Genomic DNA, 26,411 nt, shown 5'->3' with positions numbered 1-26,411 from the left:
GCCCCCTTCCGCTTGACTTCATCGGGCCCGTCGCGCCACGGTCCCGGACGGTCCCGCCGGTTCGAGAATTCCCCTGATGGCCCCGCATTTTAACGTTATCCGCGACACCACGCCGAACTCCGCGATTCCAAGGGGCGCCGTGGTCGCCATGGGCAATTTCGACGGGGTCCATCTCGGTCACCGCGCCGTGATCGCCGCCGCCCTGGAAATGGGCCGGGCGCATGGCCGTCCTGCGCTGGCGCTGACCTTCGAGCCGCATCCAAGGCGGTTTTTCAGCCCCAACACCCCGCAGTTCCGCCTGACGGACGAACGGGCCAAGCTGCGGCTCCTGGCCGGGACAGGGCTTGCCGGCGCCGTGGTCATGACCTTCGACAAGGCGCGCGCCGGGACCAGCGCGCAAGATTTCATTCACCATGACCTGATCGGGCGGCTCGGCGTCAGCGGGATCGCGGTCGGCTACGACTTCCATTTCGGCAAGGGACGCGTCGGTTCGCCCAGCCTGCTGGTCAACGAGGCGCCCCGGCTCGGCATCGAGGTCGACGTGCAGCCGCATGTCGACATCGACGAGCGGCCGGTGTCCTCCAGCGCGATCCGGATCGCCCTCGCCGAAGGCCAGCTCGACGAGGCCACCACCATGCTGAGCGCGCCCTGGTTCATCACCGGCGAGGTGATCCACGGCGAGAAGCGCGGCCGCGATCTCGGCTACCCCACCGCCAATATCCGCCTGGACGCCAATTGCGGGCTGAAGCACGGCATCTATGCGGTGCGGGTCGGCCGCGGCCAAGGAAAGGATCAGGTGCGGCTCGACGGGGTCGCCAGCTTCGGCCGCCGCCCGACCTTCGACAACGGTGCCCCGCTGCTGGAAATCTTCCTGTTCGACTTCAAGGGCGACCTCTACGGGCAGGTGCTGGACTGCGCCTTCATCGGCTTCATCCGCGAGGAGCTGAAATTCGAGGGTATCGAGGCCCTGATCCGGCAGATGGACGACGATTCCGCCCGCGCCCGCGCCATCCTGGCCGCCGCTCCGGACGCGTTTCCGCGGCTCGGCGCCCTCGATTGAGGGCTGATCCCGGCCTTTCCCGAACCTTTGCGCTTCCTTTGGCCCCCTGCTATGGAGAGCCCATGTTTGCGCGGCGCATCATAGGGATTAGCGGCCCGGCTTCCGCCTGAGCCTAAAGGCTCGGCGCAAGACCGGGATTTTGGTCGTTTCACCCCCGCGATTCCGCATCGCCATCCGTTCCCGCGCCATTCCGAGCCAGTCAGCCCCATGTCCGAAAAGCCGCAAAAGTCCGACACCAAAGACTATTCGAAGACCCTGTTCCTGCCGCAGACCGAATTCCCGATGCGCGCCGGCCTGCCGCAGCGCGAGCCGGAGATCCTCAAGCGCTGGTACGAGATCGGCCTCTACGAGAAGCTGCGCCAAACCGCGAAGGGCCGCGCCAAATTCGTGCTGCATGACGGCCCGCCCTACGCCAACGGCAACATCCATATCGGCACGGCGCTGAACAAGATCCTCAAGGATCTCGTCACCAAGAGCCAGCAGATGCTCGGCTTCGACTCCAACTACGTGCCCGGCTGGGACTGCCACGGCCTGCCGATCGAGTGGAAGGTCGAGGAGGAGCACTATCGCAAGAAGGGCAAGCAGAAGCCCGACTTCCGCGACAGTGCCGCGATGATCGATTTCCGCCGGGAGTGCCGCGCCTACGCCACGCATTGGCTCGGCGTGCAGCGCGAGGAATTCAAGCGCCTCGGCGTCATCGGCGACTGGGACCATCCCTACGCCACCATGAGCTTCCCGGCCGAGGCCCAGATCGCGCGCGAGCTGATGAAGTTCGCCGCCAACGGCACGCTCTATCGCGGCTCCAAGCCGGTGATGTGGAGCGTGGTCGAGAAGACCGCGCTGGCCGAAGCCGAGGTCGAGTACGAGGACTACACCTCCGATACGGTGTGGGTGAAATTCCCGGTCACCTCCCCCGCGCACGGTGCCCTCGCCGCCGCAAGCGTCGTGATCTGGACCACCACGCCCTGGACGCTGCCCGGTAACCGCGCCATCTCGTTCTCGCCGAAGATCGCCTACGGCCTGTACAAGGTGACGGACGCGCCCGCCGACAATTGGACCAAGACCGGCGATCTCCTGATCCTCGCCGACGCACTGGCCGAAGAGGTCTTCAAGCAGGCGCGCGTGAGTGCTTACGAGAAGGTTCGCGACGTCCCCGGCGACACCATGGACGCGATCGAATGCGCCCATCCGCTCAAGGGGCTTGCCGGCGGCTACGACTTCATCGTGCCGCTGCTGCCCGGCGACCACGTCACCGACGACACCGGTACCGGCTTCGTGCACACCGCGCCCGGCCATGGCCGCGAGGACTTCGATGCCTGGATGGCGCAGGCGCGCGACCTCGATGCGCGCGGCATCAATACGGCGATCCCCTACACCGTCGACGAGAACGGCGGCTACACCGATCATGCGCCGGGTTTTGCCGGCAAGCGTGTCATCAACGACAAGGGCGAGAAGGGCGATGCCAACGAGGCCGTGATCAAGGCGCTCGTCGAACGCGGCATGCTGCTCGCCCGCGGCCGGCTGAAGCATCAATACCCGCACTCCTGGCGCTCCAAGAAGCCGGTGATCTTCCGCAACACGCCGCAATGGTTCATCGCCATGGACAAGGACGTGGCGCAGAGCGGCAAGGCCAAGAGCGGCGACACGCTGCGCGCCCGCGCGCTGCACGCGATCTCGGTGACGCAATGGGTGCCGCCGTCGGGCGAGAACCGCATCAACGGCATGATCGAGGCGCGGCCCGACTGGGTGATCTCGCGCCAGCGCGCCTGGGGCGTGCCGATCGCCGTGTTCGTGCGCGAGAAGGGCGACGGCTCCGCCGAGATCCTGCAGGACGAGGCGGTCAACGCCCGCATCGGCGAAGCCTTCGAGAAGGAAGGCGCCGACGCCTGGTACGCGACGGGCGCGCGCGAGCGCTTCCTGGGATCGCGCGCGAGCGAGGATTGGCAGAAGGTCGACGACATTCTCGACGTCTGGTTCGATTCCGGCTCGACCCACGCCTTCGTGCTCGAAGACCCCGTGCAGTTTCCCGGGCTCGCCGGCATCAAGCGCAAGGTCGACGGCGGCACCGACACGGTGATGTACCTCGAGGGCTCGGACCAGCATCGCGGCTGGTTCCACTCCTCGCTGCTGGAAAGCTGCGGCACGCGCGGCCGCGCACCCTACGACATCGTGCTGACCCACGGCTTCACCCAGGCCGAGGACGGCCGCAAGATGTCGAAGTCGCTCGGCAACACCATCGAGCCGCAGGCGGTCATCAAGGAATCCGGCGCCGACATCCTCCGGCTCTGGGTCGCGTCCTGCGACTACACCGACGACCAGCGCATCGGCCCCGAGATCCTGAAGAACACGGTCGAGACCTACCGCAAGCTGCGCAACACCGTGCGCTGGATGCTCGGCACGCTGCATCATTACAAGCCGGCTGAGGCCGTCGCCCCCGCCGACATGCCCGAGCTCGAGCGGCTGATGCTGCACGAGCTCGCGATGCGCGCGGCCGCCGTCGACAAGGCCTATCGCGAGTTCGACTACAAGACCGTGGTCGCGACCCTCTCCGCCTTCCTCAACAGCGAGCTCTCCGCGTTCTATTTCGACATCCGCAAGGACACGCTGTATTGCGATCCGCCGTCCTCGCTGACGCGCAAGGCGGCGCTGACCACGATCGACCTGTTGTGCACCTCGATCCTGAAGTGGTTGGCGCCGATCCTGAGCTTCACCGCGGAGGAAGGCTGGCGCATGTACCGGCCCGACGCCGAGCCGTCGGTGCACCTGACGCTGTTCCCGACGGATCTCGAAGGCTTCCGCGACGACAAGCTCGCCGCGAAGTGGGAGACGATCCGCAACGTGCGCCGCGTCGTCACCGGCGCGCTCGAGCTCGAACGCGCCGCCAAGAACATCGGCTCGTCGCTGGAGGCGTCGCCCGTGATCTATGTCGCGGACCGCGCGATGCTGGCGACGCTGTTCGACATCGACCTGGCTGAAGTCTGCATCACCTCGAATTACGAGGTGCGCGAGGGCGAGGCGCCGGCTTCGGCGTTCCGTCTCGATGCCGTGCCCGGTGTCGCGGTCGTGGTGGAGAAGGCGGTCGGCACCAAATGCGCCCGCTCCTGGAAGATCTCCCCGATGGTGGGCGAAGACGCTGAATATCCCGACGTCACCCCGCGCGATGCCAAGGCGCTGCGCGAATGGAAGGCGTTGGGGGTAGCGGTCTGATTCCGGCCATGTCCCCGCTCGGCGCCGGCATCCTCGCGGCATTGGCGACCCTCGTGGCCGACCAGGCCTCGAAGCTCTGGCTGCTGAACGGGTTCGACCTCGCCCGCCGCGGGGTCGTGAAGGTGACGCCGTTCTTCGATTTGGTGCTGGCCTGGAATATCGGCATCAGCTTCGGCTGGCTGCAGAACGACGGCCAGGCCGCGCAGCTCGCGCTGATGGCCGTCAAGGTCATCGCCGTGGTCGCCCTGGCGATCTGGATGGCCCGTTCGCAAACCCGGCTTGCGACCGTCGCCCTGGGGCTGATCATCGGCGGCGCCATCGGCAACGGCATCGACCGCCTGGCCTATGGCGCGGTGGTCGATTTCGCGCTGTTCCACATCGAGATCGGCGGAAATACCTATAATTGGTATGTGTTTAACCTCGCGGACGTGGCGATCGTTGCTGGGGTGGCGGGGCTATTGTATGATTCCTTCCTGGGGGTACCCGCCGCAAAAGCGCCCTGATCCCGGCCGATACGGACCGGCAGGTGGAACCCGGCTTTTGCGAGGGGGCGGCCGCGTTTGAGCGGCAATCTGCCACAATATGGAACAGGTACAGTAATGCGCAGCTCGAAGACCAGCGGTTCGATGGTTCGAGACCCCCAATCGGGGTTCTGGCAGGCGTTGAAATTGTCCGCTGCCGTACTCGGCGTCGGTCTCGTCGTCATGTCGGCTGGTGCGGCCCGCGCCGGTGACGACGACGATGAAGATGACGGCATGACCTTCGAAGAGAAGATCATCGACAATCTGATGTCCGGCATCGGCGCCAAGAGCATGGAGAAGAAGGGCATCGAATACCGCGAGCGCTCGCCGCTGGTCGTGCCGCCCAAGCTCGATCTGCCGCCGCCTGCGACCGAAGCCAAGGCTGCGCCGAACTGGCCCAAGGATCCCGAGGAAAAGCGCCGCAAGGAAGCCATCGCCGCGCGCAGGAAGGCGACCAAGGAAACCGAGAACTGGCAGGCCGCCCGACAGCTGACGCCCGCCGAGATGAAGGCCGGCCAGGTCGCCGCCGCCCCCCGGACCAGCAATGATCCGATCCAGCCGGGCACCAACGGCAATCCGTCGCTCAGCCCCGCCGAGCTCGGCTTCTCCGGCGGCCTGTGGAATATGATGAAGGGCGGCAACGCCACCGAAGAGAAGAAATTCACCAGCGAACCGCCGCGACAGTCGCTGGTCGAGCCGCCCGCGGGCTATCAGACGCCTTCGCCGAACTACGCCTATGGCGCCGGACCGGACAAGACACGGCGGACCTATTTCGACATCATGTCGGGCAAGGACAAGGAACAATAGCGTTCCTGTCTCATAGAAGCGGCCCCGAAGCCGGCGTGTCATGCACGCCGGCCGCAGTCCATAAATTGCCTATCAGTAACTTGCCACCGCGTTGAGTTCTCTGCTTCGTGACGCGAAGCCTCAGCCGCACGGTGTACCATGCCGTGCCTTTCGAGCCGGACATCCGGACTCGGCCTTTCACTAGGGATCATGATGTCCGCAAACCGATCGGCTGCCTGCCTCCTTGCCGCGCTGCTTTCGACCAGTGCCCTGACAGCGGGCGCGGCCCTCGCCCAGACCACGGTCACATCCGCCCCGCCCGCCAGCTTCACGCTTCCCAACGGCATGCAGGTCGTGGTGATTCCCGATCACCGCACCCCCGTCGTCACTGAGATGATCTGGTACAAGGTCGGCTCGGCCGACGAGACGCCGGGCAAGTCCGGGCTCGCGCACTTCCTCGAGCATTTGATGTTCAAGGGCACCTCGAAGCATCCCGTCGGCGAATTCTCCCAGACGGTGCTCCGCGTCGGCGGCAACGAGAACGCTTCGACCTCGGTCGACTACACCAATTACTACCAGCGTGTGCCGAAAGAGCAGCTGCCGACCATGATGGAGTTCGAGGCCGACCGTATGACCGGCCTGATCCTCAAGGACGAGAACGTGCTGCCCGAGCGCGACGTGGTGCTCGAAGAATACAACATGCGCGTCGCCAACAATCCGGACGCGCGGCTGAACGAGCAGATCATGGCCGCGCTCTATCTCAATCATCCCTACGGCCGTCCGGTGATCGGCTGGCATCAGGAGATCGAGAAGCTCGATCGCGAGGACGCGCTTGCCTTCTACCGCCGCTTCTATGCGCCGAACAACGCGATCCTGGTGATCGCCGGCGACGTCGAGGCCGCCGACATCCGCCCGCTGGTCGAGCGCAATTTCGGCGCGATCCCGGCGCAGCCTGCGATCCCGGCACGCCGTGTCCGCCCGCAGGAGCCGGAGCCCGCTGCCCCGCGCACCGTCACGCTGGCCGACCCGCGCGTCGAGCAGCCGAGCATGCGCCGCTATTATCTCGTGCCCTCGGCGACCACGGCCGCGGCCGGTGAGAGCGCGGCCCTCGACGTGCTGGCGCAGCTGATGGGCAGCGGCAGCAATTCCTATCTCTACCGCGCGCTCGTCGTCGACAAGCCGCTCGCGATCTCCGCCAATGCCAGCTATTCGAGCATCTCGCTCGACCCGACCCAGTTCGCGATCTCCGCGGCGCCGAAGCCCGGCGTCAGCTTTGCCGACGTCGAGCAGGCGGTCGACGGCGTCATCGCCAACGTCGCGCAAAACCCGATCCGCGCCGAGGACCTGGAGCGTGTGAAGACCCAGCTCATCGCGGAAGCGATCTACGCCCAGGACAACCAGGCGGTGCTGGCACGCTGGTATGGCGGCGCGCTGACCACGGGCCTGTCGATCGAGGACATCAGGAGCTGGCCCGACCGCATCCGCGCGGTCACCGCCGAGCAAGTCCGTGCCGTCGCGCAGAAATGGCTCGAGAAGAAGCGCTCGGTCACGGGCTATCTGATCAAGGACACCGCGACGACCAAGCGCGAGGAGAAGCGTTCGTGACCTATCCCTTCCTTCGACGCATTGCATTCTCTCTCGCCACCGGCGCGGCACTCGCGCTGGCCGCGGTGACGCCGTCGCTGGCGGCTGCCAAGATCCAGCACCTGACCTCGCCGGGCGGCATCGAAGCCTGGTTCGTGCAGGACGCGACCGTGCCGCTGATCGCCATGGAATATTCCTTTGCCGGCGGCTCGGCGCAGGATCCCAAGGACAAGCCGGGCGTCGCCAATCTGGTCGGCGATCTGCTCGACGAAGGCTCCGGCGACCTCGATTCCAAGACCTTCCACGAGCGGCTCGACCGCCGCGCCATCGAGCTCTCCTTCAGCGCCACCCGCGACACCTTCCGCGGCAGCCTGCGCATGCTGCGTGACAACAAGGACGAGGCCTTCGACCTCTTGCGCAGCGCACTGACCTCGCCGCATTTCGACACCGCCGATGTCGAGCGCATCCGCTCGCAGGTCATCTCCGGCCTGCGCCGCGAGACCACCAATCCGACCTCGCTGGCGAGCCGCAAATTCCTCGAGGTCGCCTTCGGCGATCATCCCTACGGCCGGCAGAGCAACGGCAACCTCGACAGCGTGCCGACCATCACGGTCGCCGACATGAAGGACTATGTCGGCCGCGTGCTTGCCAAGGATGGGCTCAAGATCGCAGTCGTCGGCGACGTCGATCCGGCGACGCTCGGCAAGCTGCTCGACCACACCTTCGGCAGCCTCCCCGCCAAGGCCAACCTCACGCCGGTCCCCGACGTCGAGGCCGCAAAGCCGCCGCAACGCGCCTTCGTGACCCTCGACGTGCCGCAGACCGTGATCACCTTCGGCGGTCCCGGGGTGAAGCGCAGCGATCCCAACTTCATGGCCGCCTATGTCGTCAACCACATCCTCGGCGGCGGTGGATTGTCCTCGCGCCTCTATCGCGAGGTCCGCGAGAAGCGCGGCCTCGCCTATTCCGTGTTCGAATCGCTGCTCTGGATGCAGCATTCGGCGGTGTTCATCGGCAATACCGGCACGCGCGCCGACCGTGCCAGCGACACGATCGAGGCCATCGACAAGGAAGTCCGCCGCATTGCCGAGGAAGGCCCCACGCAGAAGGAGCTCGACGAGGCCAAGTCCTACCTCAAGGGCTCGCAGATGCTGGCGCTCGACACCTCCTCCAAGTTGGCGCAGGCGCTGCTGCAGTACCAGCAGGACAAGCTGCCGATCGACTATATCGAGAAGCGCAACGCCATCGTCGACGCCGTGACGCTGGACGACGCCAAGGCCGCCGCCAAGCGCCTCTGGGGCCAGGGCCTCCTGACCGTCGTCGTCGGCCGCGCCCCGCAGGCCGCGGCACAGCCGGCCGCTCCGGCGACGAAGTCGAACTGAGACCTCCAACGTCGACTGCAATGGCCGGGCTCGCCCCGGCCATTTGCGTTTTCAGCATGCACCATTGCCGAAATCTGACGTCCGCGATATGTCCGGACATCACAGATGGTGCCATCATGCTGCGGATATCCCGCGATCTCGTCATCGACGAGGACGACATCGAGATCGGCTTTGTCCGCGCCTCCGGCCCGGGCGGGCAGAACGTCAACAAGGTCTCGACCTCGGCCCAGCTGCGCTTCGACACGCGCAAGCTGACGATCCCGGAGGACGCGGCGATCCGGCTCGCCCGCATCGCCGGCCAGCGCATGACCAAGGACGGCGTGATCGTGATCCACGCCCAGCGCTTCCGCACCCAGGAGCGCAATCGACAGGACGCCATCGATCGGCTGGTCGACATCCTGAGCGAGGCGATGGTGCGGCCGAAGCCGCGGCGCGCGACAAAGCCGACTTTCGGGTCCAAGCAACGCCGGCTCGACGGCAAAAAGCGCCGCAGCGACGTCAAGGCCGGACGCGGCCGGAGCTTCGACGATTAGCAGGCGCAGCCGAAAAAACTCCGGCCGCGAAGCGACCGGAGTTTAGCCGCTTCACCGGCGGGATCAGTAGCGCTTGGATGGAGCTGCGCCGCCCGTCGCCGCATCGTCGGCGGTTCCCTTGTGCGCAGCGCTGCCCGTGGTGCCGACCGTACCTTTGGTGCCCTTGGTCGACTTCATGCCGGTCTTCTCGCCCGCGGCGCCCGGCTGAGCATTCATCTCGTCGTCGCCGCTGCCCATCGTGCTGCCTTGCATGGGTTTGCTTTGCACGGTGCCGCCCGGCTTGGCGGTCGGAGGCGCGCTCTGCGCGAGAACGGGCGTCGCAATGAGAGCCGACACAGCGCATGCGATCATCGAGGTCTTCACCAACTTCATCCATTTCTCCTGGATTTTCGCGCGATGAATGGCTCGGCGATTCTCCACGCCGCTCCTCCGGACCGGACCATCACATCGCGCAAAGTATGCGAACGGCGTACCCGCGATGCAAACCGTCTGGTGTGTTGATCGTTTAGGGATTTCGCGGCGGTTTCGCGGAATTGCGCTCCTTATATGCGGCGCCCGAGTACGCACGTCGGATTGCGCCGGAGCTGCCCGAGGCTTGGATTTCCCACATCTGGTATGTGGGAAGCGCGAGCTTCCCCATGCATTTGTTGCGGGTCGGCGTTACACTGGGACATTCGCCGAGTGAACCCATGCCCGTCCGCCAATTGCCAGAACAGGTCGTCAACCGCATCGCCGCCGGCGAGGTGGTCGAGCGGCCTGCGAGCGTGGTCAAGGAACTGGTCGAGAACGCGATCGATGCCGGCGCGAGCCGGATCGACGTCTTCACCGACGGCGGCGGACGGCGGCGAATCGGCATCACCGATGACGGCGGCGGCATGACCGCGAAAGACCTCGCGCTCGCGGTCGAGCGCCATGCGACCTCCAAGCTCGACGACGAGGATCTCTTGCAGATCCGCACGCTCGGCTTCCGCGGCGAGGCGCTGCCCTCGATCGGCTCGGTCGCGCGGCTCTCCATCACCACGCGGCATGCGAGCGAACCCCACGCCTGGGCGCTGACAGTCGAGGGCGGCGAGAAATCCGAGATCATGCCGGCGGCGCTAGCCCATGGCACCCGCGTCGAGGTGGGCGACCTCTTCTATGCGACACCGGCGCGGCTGAAGTTTCTGAAGACCGACCGCACCGAGGCCGAGGCGATCCGCGAAGTGGTGCGGCGCCTCGCAATGGCGCGGCCCGATATCGCCTTCACGCTGGCGGGCGAGGAGCGCGCGCCGGTGACCTGGGCCGCGGCGCTGCCCGGCGCCGCCGGACGGCTGACTCGGCTCGGCGATATCCTGGGCGCGGAGTTCCGCAGCCATGCCTTCGAGGTCCATGCCGAGCGCGACGGCGTCGTCGTCGCCGGCTATGCCGCGGCACCGGCGCTGACCAAGGCCAATGCGCTCGGGCAATATCTCTTTGTCAACGGCCGCCCCGTGCGCGACAAGCTGATCTTAGGGGCAGTGCGCGGGGCCTATGCCGACTATCTGCCGCGCGACCGTCATCCGGTGCTGGCGCTGTTCGTCACGCTCGACCCGCGCGAGGTCGATGCCAACGTGCATCCGGCCAAGACCGAGGTGCGCTTCCGCAATGCCGGACTCGTCCGCGCACTGATCGTGCACGGGCTGAAGGAAGGTCTCGCGCGCGAGGGACGTCGCACCGCCGCCAACAGCGGCGAGAGCGCGCTGTCTTCGTTCCGGCCCGCCTTCACGCCACAGCGTCCGGCGAGCTGGGACTGGCGCGCCTCGCCCTCCGCTCCGGTGGCACCGATGCCGTCATTCGAAGGCGCCGCCGCGCCCGCCTTCGCCGAGCGGGCGCAGGCCGCCTTCGACGTCGGGGCGCCCAGCGCGGACGTGAGGATCGAGACGCAGCCGGCGAGCGACCTCGTCGACCGCCCGCTCGGCGCGGCGCGCACGCAGATCCACGAGACCTATATCGTCTCGCAGACCCGCGACGGCCTGATCATCGTCGACCAGCATGCCGCGCATGAGCGCATTGTCTATGAGCGGCTCAAGGCCTCGCTGGCCGCGAACGGCGTGCAGCGGCAGATTCTCTTGATCCCCGAGATCGTCGAGATGGACGAGGCTACGGTCGAGCGCCTCCTGGAGCGCAGCGAGGAGCTCGCCTCGTTCGGCCTCGCCATCGAATCCTTTGGCCCCGGCGCTGTCGCGGTGCGCGAGACGCCCTCGCTGCTTGGCAAGACCAACGCGGGCGGATTGCTGCGCGATCTCTCCGAGCACATGGCCGAATGGGACGAGGCGCTTCCTCTCGAACGCCGCCTGATGCACGTCGCTGCGACCATGGCCTGCCACGGCTCGGTGCGCGCCGGCCGAAGGCTGCGTCCGGAGGAGATGAACGCCCTGCTCCGCGAGATGGAGGACACGCCAAACTCCGGCCAGTGCAATCACGGCCGCCCGACTTACGTTGAGCTGAAGCTGAGCGATGTGGAGAAGCTGTTCGGGCGACGGTGAATTCGTAGGGCGGGTTAGCTTAGCGTAACCCGCCTCTTCTGCATTTGCCGAGACGATGGCGGATTACGCTTCGCTAATCCGCCCTACGCAAAAACACGAACTCGGTGTCGTCATACGCCCGCCGCTCCAATTCCTCAAAGCCGTCCGGCGTCACGAACTGCGCGGCCTTGGCCTCCTCGACCACCAGCAGCGCCCCCGGCGTCAGCCAGCCGCCATCGCGCAAGGATGCCAGCGCCTTCTCCGCAAAGCCCTTGCCGTAGGGCGGATCGAGAAACACCAGCGAGAACGGCTCGACGGGATGCGCAGGCCCGAGATCGGTCGCGTCGCGGCGATAGACTTTTGTGACGCCACCTAAGCCGAGTGACTCGACGTTGTTGCGCAGCAGCGCACGCGCCTCCGCGCCATTGTCGACGAACAGCGTGAACTTCGCCCCGCGCGACGAAGCCTCGATGCCGAGCGCGCCGGTGCCGGCGAACAGATCGAGCACGCGCGCGTCCTCGATCGGATCGTCATAGGCATGCACGAGGATGTTGAACACGGACTCGCGCAGCCGGTCCGCCGTGGGGCGGATGTCGCGCGAGGACGGTGAGGCCAGATTACGCCCCTTCAAACGACCGCCGACGACGCGCAAGCTAGTCCTCCCGCGGCGTCAGGTCGCGCTTGCCGTGATAGCCGCGCTTGGGACGGCGCGGCGGGCCGTAGCCGCTCGCCTCTTCCTCGTTGCGCTCGCGCGCCTCTTCGCTCCCAGTGCGCTGCACCAGCACGCGGCGGCCCTTGCGGTCGTTGATCACGGCGCGCTTGCTGACGGGCTTCTTCTCGCTCGGTGCGTCATCGACGCGTGCGGATTTCGAGGGCACGTCGAACTGCGCACCCGACTTCTCGATCACCTTGTCGCCGAGTTGCTCGCGCAGCACGCGCGAACGGATCTCCTCGACCTGGCCTTCGGGCACCTCGCCGAGCTGGAACGGTCCGTAGGAGACGCGGATCAGCCGGTTCACCTCGAGGCCGAGATGGGCGCAGACGTTGCGCACCTCGCGGTTCTTGCCTTCGCGGATCGCGAACACCAGCCAGACATTGGCGCCCTGATCGCGCTCCAGTGTCGCTTCGATCGGACCGTACTTGACGCCCTCGACCTCGATGCCGTTCTTGAGCTCGTCGAGCTGGGCCTGGGTGACGTCGCCATGGGCGCGAACGCGGTAGCGGCGCAGCCAGCCGGTATCCGGCAATTCGAGCGTGCGCGCGAGCCCGCCGTCATTGGTGAGCAGCAGGAGGCCTTCGGTGTTGAAGTCGAGCCGGCCGACGCTGATCAGCCGCGGCAGACCTTCCGGCAGATTGTCGAACACGGTCGGACGCCCCTCGGGATCGTCATGCGTGGTCATCAGTCCGCGAGGCTTGTGATACAGAAACAGCCGCGTGCGCTCGCGCTCCGGCAACGGCTTGCCGTCGACCAGGACGACGTCGTTCTTGGTGATGTCGAGCGCAGGCGAGTTGATGACGCGGCCATTGACCGTGACGCGGCCCTGCGTGACCATTTCCTCGGCGTCGCGGCGCGACGCGAGGCCTGCGCGTGCCAGCGCCTTGGCGATACGCTCGCCGGCCTTCTTCGGCTTCGGCTCTTCGTCCCGGCGCGGCCGCCGGTCGAAATCACGATCGCGCTCGCGATAGGCACCGCGGCCGCCGAAGGCCGGACGTTTCTCGAAGATCCTGCTCTCGTCCTCGTTTTCGCGGCGCGGGCGATCGCCGAAACGGCCTTCGCTGCGCGGATGCTCGTGCCAATCGGAACGGCCTTCCGACCGCTCGCGCGGACGATTGAATTTCGGCCGGTCACCACCGCGCCCGCCGCGGTCGCCGTCGCCATCACGTCGGGGCCGATCGAATTTTGGACGATCCTCGCGCGGCCGGTCGAATTTGGGCCGCTCGCGGAACGGGCGATCGCCCGACGCGCGATCGTCGCGCGAACGCGAGAACCGCGGACGATCATCGCCGCCGCCTTGCCGATCGTCGCGCTTCTGCCAGGGCTTGTCCTGGCCGCGATCACGGTCGCCGAAATCCTTGCGCGGACCCTTGCCAAAATCCTTGCGCGGCGGCCGGTCGCCGCGCGGAGCCGCGTCACGCTTCTGCCAGGGCTTGGAATCGCTGCGCTCGCCGCGATCCCGCGGACCGCCACCGCGATCACCCCCGCGCGAAAACTTGCGCTCGCCGTCGAACGGGCGCTCCGGACGGTCGCCACGCGGCGCATAGGGCTTCTTGTCGCCGAACTTCCTGTCGCTCGAGCGGCCGGCCGGACGGGCATCGTCGCGGTCCCGGCGCGGCGGACGGTCGTCACGGCCATAGGACGGACGATCGCCACGCGGCTTGAAGGGACGCTTCTCGCCATCGCGCGAGGAGCGATCGGAAAACGGACGGTCGCCGCGCGGCTTGAAGCTGCGCTCGCCGCGGGCTTCACTGCCGCGATCGTCGCGCTTGAAGCGCGGACGGTCGGAAAAATCGCGGCGCGGGGCATCGCCCTCCTCGCGGCGGCGGAACGGACGGTTCTCGCGATCCCCGCGCGGTGGACGGCTGTCGCGATCGCCACGGGGCGGGCGGCTGTCGCGGTCGCCCCTGCCCTCGCTCTTTCCCGCGCTCTTGCCCTCGAAACCGCGCTTGGCGAACTTCTTCTCGGGGCCGCGCGCCTTGCCGCTGCGGCCGCCTTTGGGCGGGCCTCGCCGGCCGCGGGAATCGTTGTCTTTGTCGCTGTCGCGAGGCATGGATAATCTCACTCGAGGGGGTGGCCGTTGAGCATTGTGCGCGCTCGTTCCGAGCCGCATGCTCAGGCAATTTCGGTTAAGCACTTCTGCTGAAGGCGCAGCTACTAGCAGGTTTCTGGCGATGATACGAGGCTTGAAAGCCCCCTCTTTCATGGATTTGGCGCTCAAAACGGCCGAAAGTGCCGGAAAGGCGGGCGAAGTTCCTGTTGGATGCGTCGTGGTCCGCAATGACGAGGTCATCGCCACCGCGGCGAACCGGACGCTGACCGATTACGACCCGACGGCTCATGCCGAGATCGTGGCGCTGCGCGAGGCCGCGAAAAAGATCGGCAGCGAGCGCCTCGTCGACTGCGACCTCTACGTGACGCTGGAGCCCTGCACCATGTGTGCGGGCGCGATCTCGTTTGCAAGGGTCAGGCGGCTCTATTACGGCGCCGCCGACCCCAAGGGCGGCGCGGTCGAATCCGGCGTGCGGTTCTTTGCATCCCCGACCTGCCACCACGCGCCGGACGTCTATTCCGGCGTCGGCGAGAGCGAGGCGGCGCGGCTGCTCAAGGAGTTTTTTCGGGAGCGGCGCTAATCCCCCACAAAGAACTCCCGCAGCGCCCTCGCCGTCACGTCCGGATTCTCCTCGGTGAGGAAGTGCCCGGACTCCACCGGCATGCCCTCCACATTCGTCGCCCATTGCCGCCATGTATCCAGCGGCGTCGCGGCGGCCTGGGCCACGCCGGCATTGCCCCACAGCGCCAGCATCGGAATGGTGATCTTCTTGCCGGCCTCGAAATCGGCCTTGTCGAGGTCGTAGTCGAAATAGGCGCCGGCGCGGTAATCCTCGCACATCGCATGGATGCGGGCGGGATCGCGGAACGGGGCCAGGTAATGCTCGAGCGCGCGCGGGTCGATCGCGTCCAGCGTCTTCGACCTGGTCTGGCTCGCCATCTTGAAGCGCAGGAAGAACTCGCCCTGCCCTGAGATCAGCGTCTCCGGCAGCGGATAGGGCTGCGCCAGGAAGGTCCAGTGATAGATCTTCAGCGCATAGGCGCGGTTCATCCGCTCCCAGTAATTATAGGTCGGCAGGATATCGAGCACGGCAAGCTTCGACAGCCGGCCGGGGTGGTCGAGCGCCAGCCGATACGAGACACGGCCGCCGCGGTCGTGGCCGGCGAGCGCGAAGTGGACGTGGCCGAGCCGCTCCATCACTTCCACCATCGCCTTCGCCATCGCGCGCTTGCTGTAGGGGATGTGCAGCGCATCGCTCTCGGGCATGTCGGACCAGCCGTAGCCCGGCAGGTCGGCGATGATCAGCGTGAAGGCCTCGGCAAGCTCGGGCGCCACCTGGTGCCACATCACGTTAGTCTCGGAGAAGCCGTGCAGGAGCAACAGCGGCGGGCCGTTGCCGCCGACGCGGGCGAAGATGCGGCCGAACGAGGTATCGATCCATTCGGAGGCAAAACCCGGATAGAGGTCGGCGAGATCGGACATCTTGTTGCATCCTTGGTTGGTCAGTCCTGGAGGTCGTCCCGACAAACAAAAAGTCGAAAACAACCCCATGCACAGTAGCGGTATTATCTGCGGGGTGCCTAACCCCAACAGCTGATTGCACATTCTGGAATGCCGATGTGGCGGCGCGGTGACAACAACGCGCGATTCCGGCCTTGGCGCGCCGTCCGGGATCGCGAGCTCGGGCCTGTCGGCGGCGTCTCAGCCCTTGGCCTTCTCCGCCTCCACCGCCTGCCAGCCGATGTCGCGGCGGCAGAAGCCTTCCGGCCATTTGATGCGGTCGACGGCCTGGTAGGCGCGGGCCTGCGCTTCGGTCACGGTCGCACCCAACGCGCAGACATTGAGCACGCGGCCGCCATTGGCCAGGATCGCCCCGTCCTTGGCCACCGTCCCCGCGTGGAAGATCTCGACATTGTCGACCTTGGCTGCGTCATCGAGCCCCTCGATGCGCGTGCCCTTCTGGTAGTCGCCGGGATAGCCTTGTGCCGCCATCACCACGGTGATCGCGGCTTCCTTGTGCCAGCGCAGATCGAAATTCTTCAGCTGGCCATCACAGGAGGCCAGCAGCGCCGGCACGATGTCGCTCATCATGCGCAGCATCAGCACCTGGCACTCGGGGTCGCCGAAGCGGACGTTGAACTCGAACAGCTTTGGCCCCTGCGTCGTCAGCATGATGCCGGCATAGAGGATGCCGCGGAACGGCGTGCCGCGCTGCTTCATGCCCGCGACCGTCGGCAGGATGATCTTGGCCATGATGGCGTCGTGGACGGCAGGCGTCACCAGCGGCGTCGGCGAATAGGCGCCCATGCCGCCGGTGTTCGGGCCGACGTCGTGGTCGAACACGCGCTTGTGGTCCTGCGCGGAGGCCAGCGGAATCGCGGTCTCGCCGTCGCACAGCGCGAAGAAGCTGATCTCGCGGCCGGGCAGAAACTCCTCGATCACGACCTCCGCGCCGGCCTCGCCAAAGGCGCCCTCGAACATCATGGCGATGGCGTCCTCCGCCTCGCGCACGGTCTTGGCGACGACCACGCCCTTGCCGGCGGCAAGCCCGTCGGCCTTCACCACGATCGGCGCGCCCTGGCTGGTGACGTAGTCTCGCGCGTCCTTGGCGTTGGTGAACCGCTTGTAGGCGCCTGTGGGAATGCCGAACTCGGTGCACAGCGCCTTGGTGAACCCCTTGGAGCTTTCGAGCTGGGCCGGAATTTTGTTCGGCCCGAACGCCTTGATACCGGCCGCCGTGAGGTCGTCGACGATGCCGGCCGCCAGCGGCGTCTCCGGCCCGACCACCACCAGCTCGACCTTGTTCTGCCTGCAGAAATCGATCACCGCCGCATGGTCGGCCACATCGAGCGCCACGCATTCGGCCTCCTGCGCGATGCCGGCATTGCCGGGCGCGCACCAGAATTTGGTCACCAGGGGGGAGGCTGCGATCTTCCACGCCAGAGCATGTTCGCGGCCGCCGGAACCGAGGAGGAGAATGTGCATCGAGGGCTCGGGATGAGGGGTTTTGCTGGGGCCGGACGTCGCACGAATCGGGGTGGGTGTGAAGGGGTGCGACATCCGATTCCCCCGTCATTCCGGGGCGCGGCGAAGCCGCAAGCCATCCCGCGAGAGGCAGCCGTTCACCGAGCCCCCTTGGGAGCCTAGATATCGGTCTGCTCCTTAATCTCGGGGTGTGGCGCACCGTTATCGCGAAGAACTTTCGCCAGCTTCATGAATAGGTTGGGATGCCCGCGCTTACTAGAGGCATCCGGACTGACCGTCGTATGGAAGCCTGGGACATTCTTCGCAGTTACGTGAATATGGCCCTGATCCGGATCCCACCAAACACCGACCTCCATATAAACCGACTTACCTGGCTTGCTTATTTCCGGCATCGTTCCCTCCTGCATGGCGTCAGGATCATAGCCATTCGCCACGAACGTCTCATCTCGAAACTACTACCGATTGACGATTTGTCGAACCACACCGGCCGCACCTTGATGCGGTCATAGCCACCCTCGCCCAACGCCGCGAACAGGCATCGCCTGAGTCAGAAGAGAGAGGAAGCTAGAAGTGAGTACGCAAGGACCGAACGAGCACGTAGTGAATTATCTTCGCTACTACTGCGAGCCTGCCAACAAATTTGATTTCGCGGTTCTTATTACCGGGCCGTGGGGCGCCGGAAAAACGACACTCGTAAAGCGATTCATTGATGAAGCGAAAGATCAAGCCCAAAAAGAAGACCGGCCGTTTCGACCTTTGCGTGTTTCCCTATATGGGATGACCTCAACCCAAGAAGTAGATGATGAACTTTTTCGACAGCTTCACCCAGTACTCTCTTCCAAAACGATGAAGATCGGCTGGAACATTGTGAAAGGAAGCCTCAAGGCAGGACTAAAGATAGATCTAGACGGCAAAGACGAACTGAAAGTGGATTCATCAATTCCCGACATTGATCTTTCAAAATACCTAAAAACCCCCTCTGACGCTCTTCTAGTTTTCGACGATCTAGAACGATGTTCGATGCCCATTTCGGATGTTCTCGGCTACATAAACAGCTTTGTTGAACACAACTCTTTCAAGACGATTATAATTGCAAATGAGGCTGAGCTATATGCGCGCGAAAAGCTCCACTCGCAAAACAAGAGCGATCAAGAGACCGAGAGCCAAATTGAAACGAACATTGGCGCAAAGAGCTACACGCTAATCAAAGAGAAATTGATCGGTCAGACACTCGAAGTCAGATCCTCGGCTGAAGAAGCGCTGAAATCTTTCCTCGTAGACATTCGGCACGAGCGCGCCAAATCGCTTCTGCAAACTCAATTGGACGCCGCGTTAGATATTCACATCAGATCGAACACCAACAACTTACGCCTGCTGAAGCATGCATTATGGGACTACGAGAGATTGGCAGGATGCTTGAGCGAAGAACACTGGTCGAACAATCATGCAATGGAAGCGCTATTCAAGGTAGTCCTCATGCTCGCCATCGAAGTCCGAGCAGGTCGCATCAGCAGAGATGAGTTTCCCTCGTTGGCTGTCAGCGAGGTCGTCCGCCTGATGAGGGAGCGCGACTCGAAGGACACTAGCGTCGCTGGGAGAATTGCTACGCAGTACCCCATGACTGGAGTAAGCAAGTCCCCCCTGAACTTGAAACAACTGGAAACTATGCTGTTTGAGGGCTGGCTCGATCAAGCCGACGCACGCAGATCGATCGACAACAGTCGATACTTCACGTCCAAAAGCGAACCACCATGGCTCACGGCATGGAAGGGATGGGAGGTCACAGACGAGCAGTACTTGGAGGCGATCTCAAAGATCGAAAACCAATTCCGGGAAAAAAAATTTGGCAACAACGATGAGATGCTCCACATCTTTGGTCTTCGACTTTTCTTCAGCGAGATACATGCAATCAGTCTTCCAAAAAGCATCATCGTAGAAGAGTGCAAGAACTGTCTGGATGACCTCATGAAGGCCGAATTAATCGAAGAAAGGAACCTACGCGACCTACTCAAATCAGGCAGCGTCTATTGCTTCGATCATCAAGTAACCTTGGCCGACACTCCGGAATTTCGAACGATTTTTGCGCGCTACGAACAGCTCGTTGAACAGGTGAAAGCCAAGCGCCTACCTGTACATGGCGAGGCATTATTGGAGAAGATGAAAGTTGACCCCTCTTCATTCCTCCAGCTCATTACCGCAAATAATGTACAAGCTGCGATCTATTGGGATACTCCAATCTTAGCAGCCATCCCGGCTAAGAAGTTTGTTGATGCATTGCTGAGCCTGTCGCCCGATGCTCAGGGCACGGTCTTCTCGGCACTTAAATTTCGTTATGAAACAGGCTTGCTTAGAAATAAATTGGAGCCGGAGTGCGACTGGCTGAATGCCGTGGCGGCGGAATTAATGTTAGCGGCTGAGAATTCGCCTCCTTTGTCTCGGTTCCGAATAAGGCAACGCGCGTCACAGAACCTTGCACCGTTTCTGCGATCAACAGATGAGGAAGAAGAGGCAGAAGAGAGTTGATCTCGCCTGGCCGGCTCGAGCCGTCAGTTTGCGGCGCCACGATCAGCCATTACAGCTATTACGGTGACAGTGCACTAATTTCCAAGCCGGCGCAGTTGATGCCAGTTAGTGCATTGTCGCCGTAATTACCAGCTTGGAAGTGTCATTGATGGTGCGGGCTCATGCCGCCGATGGTAGCAGAACGCGGCCGAACAGCTATTTAGCGTTCCTCGTCGCTTTAATACCGATGGCGATGGGCGTTTTTAATCACATCAACGTCGCCCGCCTCAACCTCAATATCGGAACTGACATAAACCGACTCGATTTCGGTGTCGTTCGGTTTTGCTGTGTCGAAACGAACAACGACGACTGGGTACAAGTATAAGATTACGGGCTCGGTCTCATAAAGCGTGTAACTGGGGTCGTAGTCCTCGAACCCGGATCGTCTGCTGACTTCGACGGTGAATTCGATATTAAGGCAGATTTCGACTTCAATCTCGCATTCAAAGGCGTTCTGCTCTTTCGAGATTACGTTTAAATGGATGATGCTAAAATCCGTCACGTCCCTGACTATTCCGGATGCGTCATCAATATCGTCCATCCAGTACAACTTTGTAATTTTGACCTTACTACCCATGAGTTCGTCTGACAGGCTCAACGCAAGATGTTCACTTTCAGCAAGAAACTTCAGCAGATCGTCATGGACCTGCTTTGTAACTGTCGCCATTGAGATTACGTCAGCAAGCCGCTCGACGTGGAGCAAGTCACTGCCTTCGCCACAAGCGGCCTTCATGTCTGGATCGCCGGAAATTACGTAGATCTTCTGATGACGGTCCGCTCTCCATTTGCGCAGAGATATTAGAACGACCGCGTCGGGGAATTCTGATTTTTTCCCACCGCTAAATGGTGGCGTCTGTGCAAAGTAATCGTCGAACAGTTTTTCGAGGTCAGCTTGCAGTGGAATCTCGCGCGCTTTGACATCTTCGAGGAACTTCTCGAACAACGCCTCCAATGCGGCTGCGGCGCTTGGCGAGTTGATTGCTTCTGTCGCTACCGAGCCCCCTAATTGGCCGAGTATGACTTCGTGCTTTTTTACAGATTTTGCCGCGTTATCCAGCGCCTCCTGTTGCTTTCTTGCCACCTCCTTTTTTGTAATGCTCGTTGTCAAAACGCGCAGATGCCCTGCCTTGACAAGCTCCTTGAGCCGAGAGAACGCAACGGAATTCCAGTCAAACTTTTCCCGAACAAAGGTTTCCGTGTCGATAAAGATAATATCGGTGTCGAGCTGTGCTTCGCCGCTATCGGTCATGCGTCTCGGTCTCGATTGTCGTGCTGGCTTTGCTTAAACACTTTGTTGAAGCGACCGCGTCAGCCTTCATCGCTAGACGTGGCTTCTACGTCGGCGTCGGGCTCCAGCAAGAAGTCGAGCTGATCTTTTTCAGGCGGCAGTGGCAGGGCCGCCAATCGAATGACCTTGATCTTAGCTTGCTCGCCGAGAGCCACGACGTCGTCATCGTCCGAATAGATTTCAGTCGCGCCGTGGACCTTGGCTATGGCGACGATCTGACGATCAAACTTCACCTTTTGCCATGGTGCCGTTGATTTCCCTTTCTTGTTGCCACCAGCGAGGGCCGCGCGTGACATCGCCGACGCCTCCAGCGCGGCGCGCGTGTCGAAAGGCTCGATGCTGAACACGGCGTGTTTCTGCAGCTCCTCGACGATCTGCAGCGACGCGGCGGCTCCCGCCTTCACGAGAGCCTCGCTGAGCGCTGGCGCCGGGATGATGATTCGCGCCTTCGCCTTGCTCAACCGATGCACCAAGTATTCGATGCGCTCCTTTGCGCGTTCTACAGCCTTGCCGTCGCGACCACCCGGTACGGGGGTCCCTGGCCGGAGAAGCAGCAGCAGATTGGTGGAGTCAATGACCACCATTCTTGTTGCTCCCCGGTCCCTTCCGTCCTGCGACCAGCTCGTTGTAAGCGTCGTCACCCCATTCCGTTGGGATGTCGCGAAGTGTCGCGAGGGCATCGGTCAATGAGCTGTCCTGAAGCGCCTCGAAGCTCTCGATGCGGAAATGTTCGAGCGTCCACTCGCCATCGCCATCGCGCACCCAGCGGCCCTTTCCGAAGAGCCTCACAGGTTCGAAGAGCTTTGCCCCGAGCTGCTTTGCGACGGCGCGCGTGGTCTCGCAGCCGCTGATCTGCCTGCCTTCGGACTGCAACGTGACGTGGATGGTCGCATCCCTGCCGCGAATCCCGGTGACAAAACCGTCAATCGAGCCTTGCTGACGAACGATGAACTTTTCTTCCGTCTGATCGCGGCCGGGAAAGCGGATGACGACCGCGCCACGCGGCGCTGCATCGCGCAGGACTCCGACAGCGTTGTCCGCCCGGAGGAGCGTGTTCAATGCGTTGAAAGCCCGCTGGGCTTCAACGCTCGCGTCTCCAGCTCGCACCGCGACGACCCGGTCGTGAACCTTGGGTGCGGCCTCTCGATCAACGCGCGCATTTAGGACGGTGCTGCCCTTGGTGAGGCCGCGAAAGTGTACGCCATCGCGCTCACCGAGAAGCGCCGCCAACTGCTCCATGTATTGAGCGAGGCGCGCCATCGGAATCGTCGCTGGGGTGTAGGCGTCGATTTTGAACCGATAATGCTCGGTGCCATCGATTCGACTTTTGCGCTTGCGGGGCATCGCCATCGGGAGAACTCAGGATTTCGGCCGGAGGACCTGTAGGACTCCAGTAAAGCAGAGCGACCCTAACAATACTACCAACGCGGGCACCGACTTTGGTCGGCGCCAGGGGTAACCAGGTTTTCTCGTTGGGCGGTGTAACCCCTCTCTACGTCACGCCCGGGGGCAAGAGGGGCTTGCCGGGGATCGCGTGCCACTCGCTATGCCCTCTCCCCTTGCGGGAGAATGGGGTTCTATGTAGCCTGCCTCCCCGCAATAATCTCCTGCAACGTCGCCACATGCCGCGCGAACGCCCCGCGCCCTGCCGCCGTCGCCGTCACCGTCGTCTGCGGCTTCTTGCCCACGAACGCTTTCTCCACCGAAACGTACCCCGCCTTCGCCAGCGTCTCGATATGCGCCCCTAAATTGCCGTCGGTCGCGCCGGTCAGCTTCTTCAGCCGCGCGAATTCCAGGCCCGTGCCCACCGGCAGCGCATTCAGCGCCGCCATGATCTTCAGGCGCAGCGGCTGGTGGATGATGTCGTCGAGCTCGGCCATCGCGCTAGATCCGCCGCATCCAGACGCCGCCGAGGATCAGGCCGCCGCCGTTGACGAAGGCCATCCAGAGCGGGAAGGCTTCACCGATGTAGAAGAAGCCGATCAGGGTCAGCGCGGAAATGCCGAGGCCGATCGCCAGGAAGGCATGGCCGAACCACAGGCCCGCCATCGTATAGAACAGCATGAAATAGAGCGGCCAGAACGTGCCGAGCTGGCGCGGGCCGAAATGGCCGATCACGTCAGTGCAGAGGTAGCCGAAGGCGAAGAACAGCGCGAGCACCAGGAGCATCCTGATGCCGGCCGCGCTGCCGTTGGGATGTTGCGGCGGATTGAGCACACGCAGCACGACGAGACCGCCGACGCCCACGACATCGGTGGCGACCCAGGCGTAGCCCGCATAGGCCGGCCACAGCCAGGTGACGAGATTGGCCGCGAACACCAGCACGCCCCACCACACCGCAGCCAGGCTCGCAAGCTCGTAGAGCTGCGATTGCTTCAGGCGCTGGACGATGTCGTCGATATCGGCCAGCGCCGCGGACGCCTCCTTGCTGTCGATCATGACTGGCCTGCTCCGCGCGTTGCGACGTCCTCGGCGATGACGGAGATCGCCTTGGGATTGGTGACGATGCCCATGTGGTTGATGCCGTCGATGATCTTGACGTCGACCGACGGCTTCACCGCGTGCACGGCTTCCGCGTATTTGTCCGAGATCATCATCTCGTCCTCGGCGCCGCCAAAGATCGTGATCGGGCGCGTCGTCAAGGGAAGATCTATGCGATAGCCGCGCGTTGAGAAATTGCGGGTCAGGCGATCGGAATAGATCGAGGTGAGATATTTCGCCGAGGTCGCCGGCACCGCCAGCGCCAGCACCGGAAGCTGCGCGCAGCAGTCGATGCCGAGCTTGCGCAGCGCGCTCAGGCCGAAGAAGCGCGGGACGTTGAAATTGGCCCAGCCGCCCGCATTGGGCCGGTTGGTCGGTGCGTCATAGCCGAGATAGGGCGCGAGCAGCACGGTGCGCACGAACATGTCCTGCATGATCGGGGTCGCGGCGACGCGCAGCGAGAAGCCGGCGCCGGCGGAATGGCCGACCAAAGTGAGCGGCAGATCCGGCGCGGTCTTGCGAACTTCCGCGACGAAATCGACGAGATCGTCCTCGAGCTGGCCGACATAGCCGATATCGCCGCGAGTGCCGGAGCCGCCATGGCCGCGGATGTCGAGCGCCCAGGTCTCCACCCCATGCGCTGACATCGCGTGGGTCAGCGCGTGGTTGACGGTGCCGCTGGAGCCGGAGGAGCCATGGATGAAGATCGCGCCGCGGCCTGCCGCAGCGCCGATCGGTGCGTAATGGCGATAACCGATCCAGGTGCCGTCGCGTGCCTGGAAGCGCTCGAGTTGCGGCAGCGTGGACCAGTCGATGCCCTTGGTCGATTCCGAGACCGAGCGCATCTCGGGCGGCCGCTGCAGCGGGGTTGCGATCATCGCGGTCAGGATCAGCGCCACGCCGCCGACCGCACACAGGGCCCATTTCACGCCGCTCAAAACGCCGCGCAGCAATCGCATTGCCATGACGCAAACTCCCAATGGATCAAAATCAATAGAGAACTCTATATTACAGAGTACTCTTCCGATCAAGCCCGGGATTGGCGCCGCGCGGTGAAAATCCTTAAACGTGGGTCTGACCCCAAAATGCCGAATCGTTTGCCCGATGCTGCCCGCGGAACAACTGAACAACGCCTTCGAATTCACGGTGTCCGAGCTCTCGCAGTCCCTGAAGCGGACGGTGGAGGACACCTATGGCCATGTCCGGGTCCGCGGCGAGATCTCGGGGTTTCGCGGGGCGCACTCCTCCGGCCATTGCTATTTCGCGCTCAAGGACGAGAGCGCCAAGATCGAGGCGGTGATCTGGAAGGGCGTGCACGGCCGCATGCGCTTCAAGCCCCAGGAGGGGCTGGAGGTGATCGCCACCGGCAAGCTCACGACCTATCCGGGCTCCTCGAAATACCAGATCGTGATCGAGGCGCTGGAGCCGGCCGGCATCGGCGCGCTGATGGCGCTGATGGAGGAGCGCAAGAAGAAGCTCGCCGCCGAAGGCCTGTTCGACGAGGCGCGCAAGCAGCTGCTGCCGTGGCTGCCAGAGGTGATCGGCGTGGTGACCTCGCCGACCGGCGCCGTCATCCGCGACATCCTGCATCGGCTGGAGGACCGCTTCCCCCGCCGCGTGCTGGTGTGGCCGGTGAAGGTGCAGGGCGAAGGCTCGGCCGAGCAGATCGCGGCCGCGATCCGCGGCTTCAACGCGCTGCCGGAAGGCGGCAGGATTCCGCGGCCCGATGTGTTGATCGTCGCGCGCGGCGGCGGCTCGCTGGAAGATCTCTGGTCGTTCAACGAGGAGATCGTGGTCCGCGCGGCGGCCGAGAGCATGATCCCGCTGATCTCGGCGGTGGGACACGAGACCGACATCACGCTGATCGACTTCGTCGCCGACAAGCGCGCGCCGACGCCGACGGCGGCGGCCGAGATGGCGGTGCCGGTGCGCAGCGATCTCTTCGTCGAGGTCGCCGATCTCGGGCGCCGCACCCGCGCCTATTGGATGCGCGCGCAGGAAAGCCGCCGCAGCGAGTTGCGCGCCGCCGCGCGCGCGCTGCCGGCGGCCGGCGATCTGCTCGCCATTCCCCGGCAACGGCTGGATTCGGCGGGCGCCTCCCTGCCCCGCTGCCTCAAGGCCAACACGCATGCGCATTTCCGCAGGTTCACCGCGGCCAGCGCGAAGCTGACGCTGCGCGTGCTGCACGGCCAGATTTCGCAGGCCGATCATCGCCTGACCGTGTGCGGCGAACGGCTCGGCCTCTCCGCGCGCTCGCTGCTACGCCGGCGGCGCGACCGCTTTGCGGGGCTCGAGGTGCGCCTGCGCGCCTCAAAGCTCTCCAATGCGCAGGCGCTGCGCAACGCGATTGCGCGCCAGCGCGAGCGCACGCATCGCCTCTCAGAGCGCGCCGGCCGCGCGCTGCTCACGCTGCTGCAGCGGCTGGAGGCCCGCGTCGAGAACAGCGGCAAGCTGCTGTCGGCCTTGTCCTATCGCAGCGTGCTCGCACGCGGCTTTGCGCTGGTGCGCGACGAGGCGGGCCATCCGCTGCATGCGGCTGATAGCGTCGGACCGAACGCGCGGCTCGAGATCGAGTTCGCCGATGGACGTGTTGCGGCGACCGCGGATGCGGATCGGCCGGCGCCGGCGACAAAGCGCGCGCCGGCGCAGGCGAAGCCGGCTGCAACGGACGCAAAGCCTGCGCCGAAGCGCGTGGCCAAGCCGGTGGATCAGGGCAGCCTGTTCTGAGGCGATGACCGTTTCACGCTCAGTGTCATTCGCCGCCAATAGCG

The 26,411-nt window shown here is 64.2% G+C and carries 23 protein-coding genes; 11 read left to right on the top strand and 12 right to left on the bottom strand.

Annotated elements, in window-relative coordinates; genetic code table 11:
• The first annotated feature begins 76 nt into the window (after positions 1-76).
• From AC0WRY_RS05750 to arfB, 7 genes are all read left to right on the top strand, one after another.
• A complete protein-coding gene (locus AC0WRY_RS05750) occupies positions 77-1,060 on the top strand; it encodes a bifunctional riboflavin kinase/FAD synthetase (RefSeq protein ID WP_194406074.1) in 984 nt (327 codons plus the stop codon).
• A 207-nt stretch (positions 1,061-1,267) separates the two neighbouring features.
• A complete protein-coding gene (ileS, locus tag AC0WRY_RS05745; RefSeq protein WP_491122777.1) occupies positions 1,268-4,267 on the top strand; it encodes an isoleucine--tRNA ligase in 3,000 nt (999 codons plus the stop codon).
• Positions 4,268-4,275: 8 nt separating this feature from the next.
• A complete protein-coding gene (gene lspA / locus AC0WRY_RS05740) occupies positions 4,276-4,770 on the top strand; it encodes a signal peptidase II (RefSeq protein ID WP_194406072.1) in 495 nt (164 codons plus the stop codon).
• A gap of 96 nt (positions 4,771-4,866) precedes the next feature.
• Positions 4,867-5,595 (top strand): hypothetical protein, encoded by a 729-nt coding sequence (locus AC0WRY_RS05735; protein ID WP_194406071.1) that lies wholly within the window; start codon positions 4,867-4,869, stop codon positions 5,593-5,595.
• Positions 5,596-5,787: 192 nt separating this feature from the next.
• Positions 5,788-7,179 carry a M16 family metallopeptidase gene (locus AC0WRY_RS05730; protein WP_194406070.1) on the top strand — a complete coding sequence of 464 codons (1,392 nt, stop codon included), beginning with the start codon at positions 5,788-5,790 and terminating at the stop codon, positions 7,177-7,179.
• On the top strand, positions 7,176-8,540 hold the full coding sequence (locus AC0WRY_RS05725) for a M16 family metallopeptidase (RefSeq protein WP_491122776.1): 1,365 nt from the start codon (positions 7,176-7,178) through the stop codon (positions 8,538-8,540). The genes AC0WRY_RS05730 and AC0WRY_RS05725 overlap by 4 nt, the downstream gene beginning before the upstream one ends.
• A gap of 116 nt (positions 8,541-8,656) precedes the next feature.
• The gene (arfB, locus tag AC0WRY_RS05720; protein WP_194406068.1) at positions 8,657-9,073 is read left to right on the top strand and encodes an alternative ribosome rescue aminoacyl-tRNA hydrolase ArfB; all 417 of its coding nucleotides are present in this window, start codon (positions 8,657-8,659) and stop codon (positions 9,071-9,073) included.
• Between the two features lie 63 nt (positions 9,074-9,136).
• On the opposite strand, the gene AC0WRY_RS05715 is transcribed toward arfB, so the two are convergent.
• On the bottom strand, positions 9,137-9,445 hold the full coding sequence (locus AC0WRY_RS05715) for a hypothetical protein (RefSeq protein ID WP_211418510.1): 309 nt from the start codon (positions 9,443-9,445) through the stop codon (positions 9,137-9,139).
• A gap of 317 nt (positions 9,446-9,762) precedes the next feature.
• On the opposite strand from AC0WRY_RS05715, the gene mutL reads away from it, so the two are divergent.
• The gene (gene mutL, locus AC0WRY_RS05710; RefSeq protein ID WP_194406062.1) at positions 9,763-11,577 is read left to right on the top strand and encodes a DNA mismatch repair endonuclease MutL; all 1,815 of its coding nucleotides are present in this window, start codon (positions 9,763-9,765) and stop codon (positions 11,575-11,577) included.
• A 73-nt stretch (positions 11,578-11,650) separates the two neighbouring features.
• Here mutL and rsmD read toward each other — a convergent pair whose 3' ends face one another.
• On the bottom strand, positions 11,651-12,208 hold the full coding sequence (gene rsmD, locus AC0WRY_RS05705) for a 16S rRNA (guanine(966)-N(2))-methyltransferase RsmD (protein ID WP_491122775.1): 558 nt from the start codon (positions 12,206-12,208) through the stop codon (positions 11,651-11,653).
• A gap of 1 nt (position 12,209) precedes the next feature.
• Positions 12,210-14,324 carry a pseudouridine synthase gene (locus AC0WRY_RS05700; RefSeq protein WP_194406060.1) on the bottom strand — a complete coding sequence of 705 codons (2,115 nt, stop codon included), beginning with the start codon at positions 14,322-14,324 and terminating at the stop codon, positions 12,210-12,212.
• A gap of 121 nt (positions 14,325-14,445) precedes the next feature.
• Here AC0WRY_RS05700 and AC0WRY_RS05695 point away from each other — a divergent pair, with 121 nt between their 5' ends.
• Complete coding sequence (locus AC0WRY_RS05695; RefSeq protein WP_194406059.1) at positions 14,446-14,904, top strand: nucleoside deaminase; 459 nt, start codon at positions 14,446-14,448, stop codon at positions 14,902-14,904.
• Here AC0WRY_RS05695 and AC0WRY_RS05690 read toward each other — a convergent pair.
• The 3 genes from AC0WRY_RS05690 to AC0WRY_RS05680 all read right to left on the bottom strand — a co-directional run bounded on the left by AC0WRY_RS05690 (position 14,901) and on the right by AC0WRY_RS05680 (position 17,743).
• Positions 14,901-15,806: an alpha/beta fold hydrolase gene (locus AC0WRY_RS05690; RefSeq protein ID WP_194406058.1), complete on the bottom strand. Its 906-nt coding sequence runs from the start codon at positions 15,804-15,806 to the stop codon at positions 14,901-14,903. The two genes, AC0WRY_RS05695 and AC0WRY_RS05690, sit on opposite strands and share 4 nt — an antisense overlap.
• Positions 15,807-16,025: 219 nt before the next feature.
• Positions 16,026-17,309: a phosphoribosylamine--glycine ligase gene (gene purD / locus AC0WRY_RS05685; RefSeq protein ID WP_194406057.1), complete on the bottom strand. Its 1,284-nt coding sequence runs from the start codon at positions 17,307-17,309 to the stop codon at positions 16,026-16,028.
• A gap of 158 nt (positions 17,310-17,467) precedes the next feature.
• A complete protein-coding gene (locus AC0WRY_RS05680; protein WP_194406056.1) occupies positions 17,468-17,743 on the bottom strand; it encodes a hypothetical protein in 276 nt (91 codons plus the stop codon).
• A 166-nt stretch (positions 17,744-17,909) separates the two neighbouring features.
• Between AC0WRY_RS05680 and AC0WRY_RS05675 the strand changes: the two genes are divergently transcribed.
• Entirely contained in the window at positions 17,910-19,832 is a 1,923-nt protein-coding gene (locus tag AC0WRY_RS05675; protein ID WP_194406055.1) for a P-loop NTPase fold protein, read from the top strand.
• Positions 19,833-20,049: 217 nt separating this feature from the next.
• On the opposite strand, the gene AC0WRY_RS05670 is transcribed toward AC0WRY_RS05675, so the two are convergent.
• From AC0WRY_RS05670 to AC0WRY_RS05645, 6 genes are all read right to left on the bottom strand, one after another.
• A complete protein-coding gene (locus AC0WRY_RS05670) occupies positions 20,050-21,120 on the bottom strand; it encodes a PIN domain-containing protein (RefSeq protein ID WP_194406054.1) in 1,071 nt (356 codons plus the stop codon).
• A 59-nt stretch (positions 21,121-21,179) separates the two neighbouring features.
• Positions 21,180-21,743, bottom strand: a complete 564-nt coding sequence (locus AC0WRY_RS05665) for a PIN domain-containing protein (protein WP_194406053.1) — start codon at positions 21,741-21,743, stop codon at positions 21,180-21,182.
• Positions 21,730-22,509 (bottom strand): hypothetical protein, encoded by a 780-nt coding sequence (locus AC0WRY_RS05660; RefSeq protein ID WP_194406052.1) that lies wholly within the window; start codon positions 22,507-22,509, stop codon positions 21,730-21,732. The genes AC0WRY_RS05665 and AC0WRY_RS05660 overlap by 14 nt, the downstream gene beginning before the upstream one ends.
• 227 nt (positions 22,510-22,736) lie before the next feature.
• A complete protein-coding gene (locus AC0WRY_RS05655; RefSeq protein ID WP_194406051.1) occupies positions 22,737-23,039 on the bottom strand; it encodes a winged helix-turn-helix domain-containing protein in 303 nt (100 codons plus the stop codon).
• 4 nt (positions 23,040-23,043) lie between these two features.
• Complete coding sequence (locus AC0WRY_RS05650; protein ID WP_194406050.1) at positions 23,044-23,598, bottom strand: hypothetical protein; 555 nt, start codon at positions 23,596-23,598, stop codon at positions 23,044-23,046.
• Complete coding sequence (locus AC0WRY_RS05645; RefSeq protein WP_194406049.1) at positions 23,595-24,605, bottom strand: alpha/beta hydrolase; 1,011 nt, start codon at positions 24,603-24,605, stop codon at positions 23,595-23,597. Before AC0WRY_RS05645 ends, AC0WRY_RS05650 begins: the two co-directional genes overlap by 4 nt.
• Before the next feature lie 139 nt (positions 24,606-24,744).
• Between AC0WRY_RS05645 and xseA the strand changes: the two genes are divergently transcribed.
• Entirely contained in the window at positions 24,745-26,367 is a 1,623-nt protein-coding gene (gene xseA / locus AC0WRY_RS05640) for an exodeoxyribonuclease VII large subunit (protein ID WP_491122774.1), read from the top strand.
• Positions 26,368-26,411: the final 44 nt, after the last annotated feature.

The organism is Bradyrhizobium sp. T-12, assembly GCF_058314695.1.
Note: the sequence above shows the minus strand (reverse complement) of the source record. Positions and strands in the feature narration are given on the sequence as shown.